The sequence below is a fragment of the Micavibrio aeruginosavorus ARL-13 genome, from assembly GCF_000226315.1.
Taxonomy (GTDB): domain Bacteria; phylum Pseudomonadota; class Alphaproteobacteria; order Micavibrionales; family Micavibrionaceae; genus Micavibrio; species Micavibrio aeruginosavorus_B.
On record NC_016026.1, the window covers coordinates 1,601,582 to 1,614,968 of the forward strand.

The following is a 13,387-nucleotide window of genomic DNA, read 5'->3' on the forward strand; positions in this document are numbered from 1 at the left end:
CAGGGCGGTGCAACAAACACAGAGTGAGCGGGAAAAACACACAAACCGTCATACCGGCGAAGGCCGGTATCCATACAATCCATCCACTGGATACCGGCCTTCGCCGGTATGACGAAAATGGAGTATTTGCAGCGTTGCGCTTATCCCTGCGCCAGCCCCGCCAATTCGCGGATCAAGCCCTGAACCCCCTGCACCCGATGGGCGGGACGGTCCCAGGACCGGACAGCGGCCAGTTTCTGGTCCGGACGCAGTTTGATTGACCCGGCTTTGGATTGCAGCCATTGCATAATGGCCACCGGATTGGGCGGAGCATCTTTATAGAAGCCGATGACGGCCCCCTTTGGCCCGGCATCGACCCGGTCCACATGCGCGGCGCGGCAGAGTTGCTTGATCTCGACAATCTGCAACAGGTTTTCAACTTCATCCGGTACAGGACCGAAACGGTCGATCAATTCCGCGGCAAAACCCTCGATGTCCGATTTGGTTTCCAATTCGGACAGACGACGATACAGGCTCATCCGCACATTCAGATCCTCGACATAGTTTTCGGGGATCAGGACGGACGTGCCGATATTGATTTGCGGTGACCAGCGTTCTTCGTGTGGCGCGGCACCCAGTTCGGAACCCGCACGCGCTTCGGCCACAGCCTCTTCCAGCATTTGCTGGTACAACTCCACACCCACTTCGCGGATATGGCCGGATTGTTCTTCGCCCAGCAAGTTCCCTGCCCCGCGAATGTCCATATCGTGGCTGGCCAATTGGAAGCCCGCGCCCAGCGTGTCGAGCGTTTCCATCACCTCCAACCGCTTTTGTGCGGTGGGGGATAATTTTTGATCCGGGGCGTAGGTCAGATAGGCGTAAGAGCGCAATTTCGACCGCCCGACGCGCCCACGAATTTGATAAAGCTGGGACAGGCCAAATAGATCGGATCGGTGAATCACAATCGTGTTCGCGGTTGGAATATCAATCCCGTTTTCAATGATATTGGTGGCCAGTAAAACGTTATATTGCCCATCATAGAAGGCCGTCATGCGGTCCTCCAGTTCCTGCGTGCTCATCTGGCCATGCGCGGCGATGACTTTCACCTCGGGCACCAGTTCCTTCAGCATCCGTTCGACTTCGTCCAGATCCTTGATCCGCGGGCAGACATAGAAGCTTTGCCCACCGCGATAATGTTCACGCAACAAGGCCTCGCGGATCACAACCGGGTCAAATGGCAAAACGAATGTCCGCACGGCCAGACGATCCACCGGCGGGGTCGCCATCAACGACAAATCCCGCACCCCGGTCAGCGACATTTGCAATGTCCGCGGGATCGGCGTGGCCGTCAGGGTCAGAACGTGGACGTTGTTCTTGATCTCTTTCAAATATTCTTTCTGCTTCACGCCGAACCGTTGTTCTTCGTCCACGATCAACAGGCCGAGATTTTTGAATTTCACACTCTTGGAAAACAGCGCATGTGTACCAATAACGATATTCACATCTCCATCGCGCAGGCCGTCCTTGGCCTTTGCCGCATCACGCGGGCTTGCAAAACGGGACAATTGTTCGATACGCAGCCCCAGCCCCGCAAAGCGCTTTGAAAAATTCTGGTAATGCTGACGGGCCAGCAACGTGGTTGGCACGACCAACGCCACCTGTGCACCGGACATGGCGGCGATAAAGGCGGCGCGCAGGGCGACCTCCGTCTTGCCAAACCCGACATCGCCGCAGACCAGACGATCCATCGGGTGGTCGGTGTTCAAATCCTCCATCACATCCATGATGGCGCGCAATTGGTCGTCGGTTTCCTGATACGGGAAACGGGACACGAATTCGTCGTAGATGCCATCGCTGACGTGTAATTTTTCACTTCGCTGCATCATGCGGGCGGCGGCGATTTTCAACAGCCCCTCCGCCATACGCATCAAATCTTTCTTCACGCGGGCTTTGCGCGCCTGCCACCCGGCCCCACCGAGCTTGTCCAGCTGGGTCGTGCCTTCGTCACTGCCGAAACGGGACAGGACCTCAATATTCACAACAGGCACGAACAATTTATCGCCGCCGTCATAAACAACCTTCAGGCAATCATGCACAGTCCCGGCGGCGGAAATGGTTTCCAGCCCCTCAAACCGGCCAATCCCATGATCGACGTGAACAACCAGATCACCGGGCGTCAGCGAAGACACTTCGGTCAGGAAATTATCGGCCTTGCGCTTCTTCTGCTTCCGCCGCGCCATGCGATCGCCAAGGATGTCCTGTTCCGTCAAAATCGCCAGATCGGGCGATACAAACCCGTTTTCCAACGTCAAAATCGCCATCCCCGTCTGGCCGGGGTTCAGCGATTTCACATCATCCCAATGGTCGCAATCTTTGAAATTGGCGAATCCCGCATTGGTCATCAAACTGCGCAGGCGTTCGCGTGATCCGGGGCTGTAGGCCGCAATAACGATCTTGCGCCCCTTCTCCAAACGCAGATGCGCAACATGATTGGCCAATTCGCCAAACACATCGGCGTCCGGACGCGCACGAATGTCACCGAAATCGCGCCCTTTGCGCCCGCCTGCATCCTCCATCCCCGCTTCTTCGGCCGCACCAAAGGGGGAGAGTTGCATTTCATCCGCCGCCAATCGACGCCATTCATCGGTGCCGATATACAAATCATTCACCGGAACGGGGTGATAGATGGTTCCGGACAAGGATACATCACTACCCTCTTTCCGCGCTTTCTTCTTGTCCTTGGCAGAATCTTCCAGGGTGCGGCGGGCGGCGTAGAAATCCTCCACCTGCGCCAGACGTTCGGCGCGGGATTGTTCGGCCAGATGATCCACAGTCACGGACGCACCCGGCGCATAATCGAACAACGTATCCAGCCGATCAAAAAACAACGGCAACCAATGATCCATGCCGTTATAACGGCGCGCGGACGATACGGCCTCATACAGCGGATCATCATTGCGCACCACACCGAATAAATCACGGTACCGCGCGCGGAACCGGGCGATAGAATCTTCGTTCAGGAAAAATTCGGTCGCGGGGCGCAGGGCGAAATGCGACAATTTCTTATCCGTGCGCTGGCTGGCGGGGTCGAAGGTGCGAATGCCCTCCAACGTATCACCAAACAGGTCGAGGCGAATTGGATCGTCATACCCCGGCGGGAACAAATCAATAATACCGCCGCGCTGCGCGAACTCCCCCGCTTCACGCACTGTATCAGTGCGGACATAGCCGTTTTGGCCCAGGAAGTTCATCAGTGCATCGACATTCACCCGTTCCCCCACGCGCGCAATGAAGCTGGCCCCTTCCAATGCCGCGCGCGGTGTCACGCGTTGCGTCACCGCATTCACAGTGGTCAGGACAAGGCGCGGAAAGCGTTCTTTCTGCTGGTCCCAATGGATCAGGGTTGCGAGAGCCGCCACACGGTGCGCGACAATATCGTTGTTGGGTGATACGCGGTCATAGGGCAAACAATCCCACGCCGGGAATTGCACCACCTGCACATCGGGCGCAAAGAACGCCAGCAGGTCGGCCAGTTCCGCCACACGCGCATCATCCATCGCGACGTGAATCAGCACCCGGTCATCGGGCATCAACGCCCGCGCCCGGTCGGCCAGAATGCGCGCATCCATCCCCTCGGGCGCCCCGAACAGGGTCCGCAGGGTCGATACAGATTTAGAAGATGGTTCAGAAGCGCCGGACATAGGCGGTTTTGTACCCCCCCAATCCATTCAGATCAAAGGTTTTTTCAGCTCTCAAACCGCCCCCAAACCAGACTTTTTGCATCGCAACAAATACACCAATAAATTCAGCGCACTATGTCAAAAAAGATGGCGACAAAAATCGGATTGGGATAAATACTGTGCCGCAGCAGACAGAAAAACAACCAATTCAACTGCGTAAAAAACAGGACATGAGTCGTATGGGACTGCAATTTGCCAACGTGACGAAGGATCGCAAGGATCTGTTTAACGCCCTTGCCCAAGCCTACAGCGAAATCTATATCCCGGCTTTTCCCGATGTGAACGAGCGCGAAAGCCTGGAACAAATCCACGGGCTGATGAACGGGGCCGTTCCCGGCGTTCAGGCCATCGTGAACATTGCCGGAAACAACCTGACCTCCAATGGCCCGGACCGCGTGGTCAAGGGCATTGCCGTGGCGTACCACTTTCACCCGGAACACGTCGGATTGCTGGCCTATAACGCCGTGTGCCCCAAGGCCAAAGGCGAAGGCATTGGAAAAATTCTGGTTCACAGCCGGATTGAATCATTGAAACAACTGTCGGCCAATCAAAACGCATCCTTGCGTGGTGTGTTTGTTGAATGCCACGACCCCGCCGTGATTGATGCCAAAAACGATGTCATGGACCCCAGCGCCCGCATCCGCCTGTTCACATCATGGGGGGCGCGCGAAGTGCCGTTTAACTATGTTCAACCACCGTTGGACGCGCATCTGGATTATTGCGACACGATGAATTTGTACAATTATCCGGTGGATGGCCAATATGCCACACCACAGGCCGCGCTTGATTTCGTGAAGGCCCAATTCAACAAAGCCCTGCCCAACTTCGACCATACCCAGATTGCGCATTACCGGAACATGATGCAGGAACTGGCAGAATGGAGCGCCAAGGCCGCCAACGACAACACACCGCAAAAGGAAACCGCCCCCCTGTTAGACAAGGCGGCGGTTCAAGCTTTGAAATTCGTTTAATTGGAAGCGGCTTACATTAAGCCGCTTCTTTAATTTCCACGCCATCGGCGTTCCACGGGCCCGGCCAGACTTCCGGTTCGCCATGACGGATCGCGCGGATTTTGCCCAGCGGCACATCGCGGGAAATCAGCATATCACCCGGCAGTTCCTTGCCCGGCGACACCGCAATTTCGGCCCAGATGCCGTTATAACCAAACGCTTCTTCGCACGGCAGGTACAAGGATGCACCGCTGTGATAGGTGTCGCGTTTCTTCCCGGCCAATGTCGGAGCCCCCACGCAACCAACAACGGCCAGCGCGGTCAGCATTTCAACGGCCCGCGCCTTGGCGCAGCCAAACACGCGGTGATAACCGGACGGTTTCGACGTTTGCGACGGCACGAAGATCAGATCGATATCCAGCATGGACATTTTGCACGACAGGATCGGCATTTCGATGTCGAGGCAGATCAGGATGGACAGACGGAACCCGCGCCATTCGATGATCTTCACATCCTTGCCCACTTCCAGTTCCCACGATGCCGGGTCCTTTTCAAACGGGGTCATGACCAGCTTGTCATGGAACGCCGCTTCGCGGTCCGGGAACAGGAACCAGCACCGGTTGGTGAAACCATTGCCGCTGTCATGCGGCCACGGCATGCTGCCCGCGACCAGCGCAACACCGGTTTTCTTGACCAGCTCTTGCAGGATCGGTTGAACGATCTGCGCCTGACCCGCCATCCATTCGACTTCCCCCGTCGGAGGCAGATCGGCCGGAGCGTAATGCAGCATCCCTTCCGAGCAATATTCCGGGATCAGCAGCACATCGGCTTTTTCCGCCTTCGCGCGCTCCAACTGGCTTTCCACCAAAGCGCACCAATCATGGGCGTCTTTTACAGGTGTGCCATAGTTGGCAACCCAGTGGGCAATCGTCATGGTTTCTTTGTTGGCCGTCATGTCATTACACCAGTCTGCTACAGGTCAAAGGGGGTTATATTGCGGCGCCAATAAACCATTGCCGCCGCCAAGTTTCAACAAATTCCGACGTTGGGATCAGTCAAAAAGGGGCTTCCAGCCACCGTGCCCATCCTTGCGAACACCGTAAAGGCGACGGCATGGGCTGAGCGTATAACCGTTGGGGTTTTTCAGGATGTTTTCCGCGCGGCGGGCCTGAACAAAAATGTGGTAGAGCGTATCAATCGCGTCCTTGCCCGACACCATCGCGTTTTCCGCCAGCAGCCCGCGTTCCCGGCGCGGATATTTCAGGCCGGAATTTTCCATGCCCGTCCGTTGGACCAAGCCATGCGCCACGGCCCGGTTCAAAACATCGGACAATTCAACCGCCCGGATCGGCTGTCCCGCAACGGCGTTAAAATGCATCCGCGCCGAATCCGCGCGCAAGGTGGTGATATCCGCCACGCGATGGGCCTCAGCCAGAGCCTTATCTTTTAAAATTTCCAATGATTTCATTGCGTTACACCCCTTACCTTGCCATTACCGCACGGCACAAAAGCAGCATAAACGGGAGTTGTGCGTTATGTCAATATAATCAGCGATCAAACGGCTGGTGATCCAGCAGTTTTCGCAGAACCGGGGTGACAACATTGGCCGGGGGCGTGGCTTGTCCCGTGACCCAGTTATACAAGTCAACATCGTTCAATTGCAGGACATTGGCATAATCAGCCAGTTCCTCGGCCGAAAAGTCGGGCACATAATCCCGAGCAAAACGGCCCAGAATAATGTCCATTTCCTTGGTTCCGCGATGATCGGATTGATACATCAACCGGCGGCGCAGATCGTCAACATGTTCGGGGGCTTGCGTGTTCATAATGGCGACTTTACCCGCCCCCCATATTTTGGTCAAATCCCCCCATGACCAGTCAGCCCGAACATGCCGAAACCGCCTCGCCGCCCAAATCCATCGGGCGGCCCTTTGCGTTGGACCCGCTGTTCCGGCCCCTGACCGCCCTGTCCGGGATTGGCCCGCGCAATGGCAAGTTGTTGGAGAAACTGGTTGGTGGGCCGAAGATCCTCGACCTGCTCTGGCACAAGCCCATCGATTTTATTGATCGGCGGTACGCACCCACATTGGCCGAGGCCCTGCCCGGCAAAACCGCCACGCTGACCCTGCGCGTTGAAAAGCACATACCGAACACACGGCGCAACCTGCCCTATCGCGTGCGATGCAAAGATGACACCGGGTCGATTGATCTGGTGTTCTTTAACGCGCACAAGGATTACATTGAAAAAAATATGCCGCTGGGTGCAACCATTATCGCCAGCGGCAAGGTCGAGGCGTATCAGGGCCAATTGCAGATGGTCCACCCCGACGCCTTGGGCGCATTGGAAGACAAAGATTCAATCGCCACCATCGAACCCATCTATGCCCTGACCGCTGGTGTAACGAACAAGGCCGTGCGCAAGGCGATCAATTCCGCTCTGCCCGCCGTTCCATGCTTGCCGGAATGGCAGGATGCTGCCTATTTCGCGCGTCAACATTGGCCGGTGTGGGATGATGCGCTGCGGACATTGCACAACCCGCCCGGCGAAAATGGATTGTCACCCCTGCACCCGGCACGGGCGCGGTTGGCCTATGATGAATTGCTGGCCAACCAATTGGCGTTGTCATTGGTGCGGTATCGCCAACGCAAAGTGAATGGCCGCATTTACAACACCAACGGCCCCCACCGCGCCCGCGTTTTGGCCGCTGTTCCGTTTGAATTAACCGGGGCGCAGAAACAATCCTTGGTCGAAATCGATGCCGATATGGGCAGCGATGAACGCATGTTGCGCCTGCTCCAAGGTGATGTGGGCAGTGGCAAGACCGTTGTTGCCGCCCTCTCCATGATGAATGCGATTGATACGGGCGCACAGGCGGCCTTGATGGCCCCCACCGAAATCCTCGCCCGCCAGCACGCGCAAAGCTTGAAACCATGGCTGGATGCGGCGGGCGTTCGCTTTGTTATCCTGACTGGGCGTGACAAGGGCAAAGCCCGCGATCTGCTCCTGCAACAAATCGCCAGTGGCGCGGCGCAAGTGGTGATTGGCACCCATGCGTTATTCCAGGATGATGTGATTTTCTCTGATCTTGGCCTCGCCGTCATTGACGAACAACATCGCTTTGGCGTGCATCAGCGTTTGCAACTGGCGTCCAAGGGAAAAGGTGTTGATACGTTGGTGATGACGGCCACGCCGATCCCGCGCACGCTGACCCTCACCGCCTATGGCGATATGGATGTCAGCCGATTGAACGAAAAGCCGCCGGGACGAAAACCCGTGGATACGCGGTTGATGTCGCAAGACAAGCTGGATGAAATGATTGACGGCATCGCCCGCCAGATTGCCGCCGGAGCCCGTGTTTATTGGGTTTGTCCGCTGGTCGAAGAATCAGAAGTGATGGATCTGGCCGCCGCCGAAGAACGGTTTGATATTCTGCAGGCCCGCTTTGGCGACCGTGTCGGCCTTGTCCACGGGCGATTGAAGCCACAGGAAAAAGACGAGGTAATGGAAAAATTCGCGCGCGGCGACCTGTCCATCCTTGTCGCCACGACGGTGATTGAAGTGGGCGTGAACGTCCCCGAAGCCACCATTATGATTATCGAACACGCCGAGCGGTTTGGCTTGGCGCAATTGCACCAATTGCGTGGGCGTGTGGGCCGTGGCGGTGACAAATCATTTTGCTTCCTGCTCTATTCCGGTCCCCTCTCCGACAATGGCAAAGCACGCTTGGCCACCATGCGGGATACGGAAGATGGCTTCCTGATCGCGGAGAAAGATCTGGAACTGCGCGGCAGTGGCGACATTCTCGGCACCAAGCAAAGCGGCTTGCCCACCTTCCGTCTGGCCGACCTGTCGGCCCATGCGGAATTGCTGGCCACCGCCCGGGATGATGCCCGATTGATTATCGACAAGGACCCCGACCTGAAAGGCCCGCGCGGCAACGCCCTGCGCCACCTGCTTTATCTGTTTGAAAGAGATCAGGCAATTCAATACCTTAGATCCGGTTAAGCGCAGAATTTGCGCCCCAATTCCGAATTGATTAATATGCGCCACCGCATATTTAACGGCTTTTTATATAGAGGCAGGCCATGACAAATCTGGTTCCCCAAAACGGTCAAAACCCGGACGACAATCACGACGACGACAAAGGCTCCAACGAAGTTGGCTTTGTCCGCCGCAATGATGAAGAAGAAACCGAAGAAGAACGCACCGCCCGTCGCCTGCGCGAAGAAGCGGCGGAAAACGCGTTGATCCGTTTGAGCCAAATTCACCAAGAAGAAGGCACAGAAACATTCGGCTCCGCCCGCCGCGACGACGACGTGATCGACGGCGAATTTATCGAAGCCGATTTCGGCCCCGCCGAACCGCAAAGCGCCGCCGTCGAGGAAGACGCCATTGACGCCGAAGCCGTACGCCCGGATGCGGAACGCGACACATTGCGCGATATGTTCAACCGCATGGCCCACCTGCAAAGCGTTCTGTGCAAAGTGTTCGAACAAGAAACAATCAACCCGTATTACGTCGAAGAACTCGCCAAAACGGTTACCGTTACGGTTGAACTGGAAAAATCGTTCGAAGCCCAAGGCGCGGACGATGTCATTTCCGTGTCCCGCGACCATATTTTCGCGCAAAACAACGATGTTTCATTCGCAACAGCCTATGAAATGACGCTGATCGCCATGACCGACCCGTCTTTGTGCGCAGAAGGCGTAGATGTGCGCGGCAACGCCGATGACCGCCTGATCCTCAGCATCATGGCCCAGGAATGCGGATTAAAAGTCAACAATGCGCCAGAAGCCGACACGGCCACCATCGCCGCCGTAAAATCTGAAATCCAGAACTGGCTCGCCCAGAAAAACGGCGTCGGCCCCATTCACGCCACCCGTGCAGAGGAAGAACCGGAACAAAAACCGGCCTACCAACGCACGTTTGCACCAGCATAATCCAGCAAGACAGAAATATAAAAAAGGGGACGGCGGTTTAATCGCCGTCCCTTTTTATTCCGTTCAATATGCATATTACCAACAACGACTGCTATCGGCTAACACTTGAAACACACCGGCCTTATCCATACCCGGCTTGATCGCGGGACAATAAAGCAATTGAAGCAAATATTTTTGATAGCCCGTGGCATAGCCCACACCATCAGGGCTTTGTTCTGTAGACAATTCCGGCAAACCCAAAGCACCCATAAGGCACTTCGGAACCAATCGATCAACATCACTTTCCGTCGCCGACATATCGATTTTGCACACAGCAAGATCGATATTGTTATTGTGATCCGGCAGAATATAAGCCTCCATCAATGGCTCAGCATCGTCAATCAGAACACCACCCCAAAACCCACGCTCTTGTAATTCAACTTGATATCCATCACTCCCGGGATTAATGGGCGAGCGTGCATTGAGCCTATTTGTTGGGATAATTCTGATTCTTGCATAATCTTCCGTCGCGTCATCCGCATCCCCCATGGGCATGAACGTCAAGGCAGGCACCCTGCCCCCAGATAATTGAGGAACGGCTTTCCGGGCAGATTTTTCAATGGAGGCATACAATTTGTCGGCCCCCTGTTGATTATAAGGACTAATACTGGAAACACTTTGCCCCTGCGAATAAGCAGGCCACCCAAATGCAACAGATATTTTTGATTGCGACCATTTGTTTACAACGCCGGATTTAGGCCACCCATTCGGACGATGAATATGATCCGCCATCCATGGGCGGGATTTTTTCTCCGTTTCATAGTTGCCGTTTCCGTCCTTCATATACGAACCGACCATCGCCCCAAAGCGCGATGACCCAATTCTATCTACAACATCGTCATTCCAGAAACGGTCCGAAAAAGCAGAAACCAACAGGGACGCAATTAGATCACCGCGCGTGTAAGTTTGACCATCCAGCATAATTTCTGCGCTTGCGCGGTCTTTGCCAGAGTCAAAAAATGCCTGTGATGCCTGAACGGAACAAAATAGAATCGAAAAACAGACAATTGAGAATAAAAAATATGCCTTATAAGAAAACCGCACAAAACCCCCTTTAGAAATTAAATCCCCGAACCCTTCCATTTTTCCGCCATCACGCGGACTGACACACGATTGTCGTCGGTGTCACCATCGCCGATGGGAAGGCCGTAATAGACTTCGGTGTCTTTATCTTTCTGGCCCGTGATGCGTGCGGGGATGCCGACGACCGTGGCGCCCGGCGGAACATCGCGCGTGACAACCGAATTGGCGCCGATTGCGGCGTTGTCGCCAACGCTGATCGGGCCCAGGACTTGCGCCCCTGCCCCAATCATCACGTTATTGCCGATATCGGGGTGGCGTTTGCCACATTGCGGGCCGTGGCCCGTGCCGCCCAACGTAACGCCGTGGTAAATAACGCAATCATCACCCACCGTTGCGGTGGCACCGATCACAATACCCGTACCGTGGTCGATGAAGACATTTTTGCCGATTTTGGCCGCCGGGTGGATTTCAATGCCCGTTATCCACCGCCCGACATACATCCAAAACCGCGCCAGGGCACGCAGTTTATGCGCCCATAAAAAATGCGCCAACGGATGAAAGATCGTCAGGATATGAAAGCCGGGATAGCAGAATACAACCTCGGCCCATGTCGGGCACGCGGCATCGCGATCCCGGATGGACCGGATAAAATCCTGTAATCCCGTCATCACCTTCATTCTAAGCCCTCAAACAACACCGTCGACAAATAACGTTCGGCGAAAGACGGAATGATAACGACGATCATTTTTTCGGCATTGGCCGGATCCCTAGCCACTTGAATGGCCGCCCACAGGGCCGCGCCAGAAGAAATGCCCACAGGCAACCCTTCAATTTTTGCCACATCACGCGCCATTTTAACGGCATCGTCATTTTCAACCTTGATGATCTTATCAATTAAATCGGTTTGCAGGATGGACGGCACGAACCCGGCCCCAATCCCTTGAATTTTATGCAGGCCCGGTTCCCCACCGGATAAAACCGGGCTGGCCGCCGGTTCAACGGCGACGGTCTTGAAACCGGGATTGCGTTCCTTCAACACACGCGACACACCGGTCAGCGTCCCCCCCGTTCCCACACCGGAAATCAGGATATCGGCCATGCCATCCGTGTCATTCCAGATTTCTTCCGCCGTTGTGCGTTCATGAATGGCGGGGTTTGCGGGGTTGTCGAATTGCCCGGGAATAAAACTGTCGGGATATTCGGCTTTCAATTCGTCCGCCTTGGCAATCGCGCCCTTCATCCCCTTATCCGCCGGGGTCAGGACCAGTTCCGCGCCCAGTAATTTCAGCATTTTCCGGCGTTCCACAGACATGCTTTCGGGCATGGTCAAAATCAACCGATATCCGCGCGCGGCGGCCACAAACGCCAGCGCAATTCCGGTATTACCCGATGTGGGTTCTATCAAAACGGTTTTACCCGGGGTAATATCCCCCGCCGCTTCGGCTGCATCAATCATGGCAAAGCCGATCCGGTCCTTGACCGATCCCAGCGGATTAAAAAATTCCAGCTTGGCCACGATGTCGGCGGTCACACCATATTTTTCTGACAGTCGTTTCAAACGCACCATCGGCGTTGCGCCGATCGTATCGATAACCGAGTCATAAATTTTTCCACGAAATTCGGTCATATGCCGTCTCCTCGATTATTTTTTCTTGCCGTTTCCATTTTTGGGCTGCGGCGGGTTTAATGTGGGATCCGATGGCGTAATGATGCCACCAGACACAATCATTTTGATGGCGTCTTCAACATTCATCTCTAAGAAAATTAAATCTTTACGCGGAATAAACAACAGGAAGCCGGATGTCGGGTTTGGCGTGGTGGGCAAAAATACATTCACCACCTCGTCATCGGTCAAACGCTGCACCTCCCCCTTTGTCGTGCCCGTAACGAAACCCATGGCCCAGATACCGGGGCGCGGATATTGAAACATGACCGCCTCGCGAAAGGCTTGCGATTGCGCGCCCATCACCGTTTCAAAAACCTGTTTCGTCGCACCGTATAATGTTCGGATAACAGGCATACGATCAACAATATATTCAGAGATATTGATGACCACACGGCCCATGAAATTGCGCGCAAACCACCCAATGGTGATAAAAAACGCAACCGCAATAATCAGCCCCAGCCCCGGCACGGCGGTTTCGGGATAATAATGTGCAGGAATAATCGCCGACACTTTGCTGTCGATAAATTTCAGGAACACCCAGGTCAAATACAGCGTAATTGAAATCGGTGCCGTAACCAGAATACCCGCGAGGAAATAACCGCGAATTTTTGCAAACACGCTCAAATGAAACGGTTCACGCTCCTGCGGTTGATCGGGGGGTGTTTGCGGTTGTTCAGTGGTCATGCGCCACGACTCCTGGGACATAAGGGGGATTACGCGAAAAAGATCATGGAAAAGATACCATGTCCGCGCCCGATGACCAGTGCACATGCGCAAAACACACAAAAAGCGACCCCCCGAAGGTGTGTGGGCCTTCGAGGGGTCTTTTTTATCGTGGGGCTTGGGGGAAGCTATCCACGGCGTTTGGTGTGTGAAGCCTTTATTGGTGTGTGTGTATGGGGAGATACCAATAAACGCTATAATTCCAAACGTAAGACGATATAAACCATAGTTTTCCATAGCGCGTCAACATTATTTTTGATAAAAAATAAGTTCCCACGCTATAAAAAATAATGTATAACAGACCGACTAGCCAGAAACCGCAGGAA

At 54.9% G+C, this 13,387-nt stretch carries 12 protein-coding genes; 4 read left to right on the forward strand and 8 right to left on the reverse strand.

What is annotated here, in order from left to right; translation table 11 throughout:
* Positions 1-140 precede the first annotated feature (140 nt).
* Complete coding sequence (gene mfd, locus MICA_RS07595; RefSeq protein WP_014103147.1) at positions 141-3,680, reverse strand: transcription-repair coupling factor; 3,540 nt, start codon at positions 3,678-3,680, stop codon at positions 141-143.
* On the opposite strand from mfd, the gene MICA_RS12325 reads away from it, so the two are divergent.
* Both MICA_RS12325 and MICA_RS07600 read left to right on the forward strand, forming a co-directional pair.
* Entirely contained in the window at positions 3,595-3,879 is a 285-nt protein-coding gene (locus tag MICA_RS12325) for a hypothetical protein (RefSeq protein ID WP_236619986.1), read from the forward strand. The two genes, mfd and MICA_RS12325, sit on opposite strands and share 86 nt — an antisense overlap.
* Before the next feature lie 19 nt (positions 3,880-3,898).
* Positions 3,899-4,690 carry a hypothetical protein gene (locus tag MICA_RS07600; RefSeq protein WP_014103148.1) on the forward strand — a complete coding sequence of 264 codons (792 nt, stop codon included), beginning with the start codon at positions 3,899-3,901 and terminating at the stop codon, positions 4,688-4,690.
* Between the two features lie 16 nt (positions 4,691-4,706).
* Here MICA_RS07600 and MICA_RS07605 read toward each other — a convergent pair whose 3' ends face one another.
* The 3 genes from MICA_RS07605 to MICA_RS07615 all read right to left on the reverse strand — a co-directional run bounded on the left by MICA_RS07605 (position 4,707) and on the right by MICA_RS07615 (position 6,495).
* A complete protein-coding gene (locus tag MICA_RS07605; RefSeq protein WP_014103149.1) occupies positions 4,707-5,624 on the reverse strand; it encodes a nitrilase-related carbon-nitrogen hydrolase in 918 nt (305 codons plus the stop codon).
* A gap of 96 nt (positions 5,625-5,720) precedes the next feature.
* Positions 5,721-6,137 carry a hypothetical protein gene (locus MICA_RS07610; RefSeq protein WP_014103150.1) on the reverse strand — a complete coding sequence of 139 codons (417 nt, stop codon included), beginning with the start codon at positions 6,135-6,137 and terminating at the stop codon, positions 5,721-5,723.
* A gap of 79 nt (positions 6,138-6,216) precedes the next feature.
* Positions 6,217-6,495: a succinate dehydrogenase assembly factor 2 gene (locus tag MICA_RS07615; protein WP_014103151.1), complete on the reverse strand. Its 279-nt coding sequence runs from the start codon at positions 6,493-6,495 to the stop codon at positions 6,217-6,219.
* Between the two features lie 44 nt (positions 6,496-6,539).
* Here MICA_RS07615 and recG point away from each other — a divergent pair, with 44 nt between their 5' ends.
* A complete protein-coding gene (recG, locus tag MICA_RS07620) occupies positions 6,540-8,675 on the forward strand; it encodes an ATP-dependent DNA helicase RecG (RefSeq protein ID WP_014103152.1) in 2,136 nt (711 codons plus the stop codon).
* Positions 8,676-8,755: 80 nt separating this feature from the next.
* Positions 8,756-9,610: a hypothetical protein gene (locus tag MICA_RS07625; RefSeq protein WP_014103153.1), complete on the forward strand. Its 855-nt coding sequence runs from the start codon at positions 8,756-8,758 to the stop codon at positions 9,608-9,610.
* A 75-nt stretch (positions 9,611-9,685) separates the two neighbouring features.
* Here MICA_RS07625 and MICA_RS07630 read toward each other — a convergent pair whose 3' ends face one another.
* The 4 genes from MICA_RS07630 to MICA_RS07645 are packed head-to-tail and all read right to left on the reverse strand — an operon-like array spanning position 9,686 to position 13,022.
* A complete protein-coding gene (locus tag MICA_RS07630) occupies positions 9,686-10,732 on the reverse strand; it encodes a hypothetical protein (protein WP_014103154.1) in 1,047 nt (348 codons plus the stop codon).
* Positions 10,711-11,349 (reverse strand): serine O-acetyltransferase, encoded by a 639-nt coding sequence (cysE, locus tag MICA_RS07635; protein WP_014103155.1) that lies wholly within the window; start codon positions 11,347-11,349, stop codon positions 10,711-10,713. The genes MICA_RS07630 and cysE overlap by 22 nt, the downstream gene beginning before the upstream one ends.
* Entirely contained in the window at positions 11,346-12,299 is a 954-nt protein-coding gene (cysK, locus tag MICA_RS07640; protein WP_014103156.1) for a cysteine synthase A, read from the reverse strand. Before cysK ends, cysE begins: the two co-directional genes overlap by 4 nt.
* Positions 12,300-12,314: 15 nt before the next feature.
* Positions 12,315-13,022, reverse strand: a complete 708-nt coding sequence (locus MICA_RS07645; protein ID WP_014103157.1) for a DUF502 domain-containing protein — start codon at positions 13,020-13,022, stop codon at positions 12,315-12,317.
* Between the last annotated feature and the right edge of the window lie 365 nt (positions 13,023-13,387).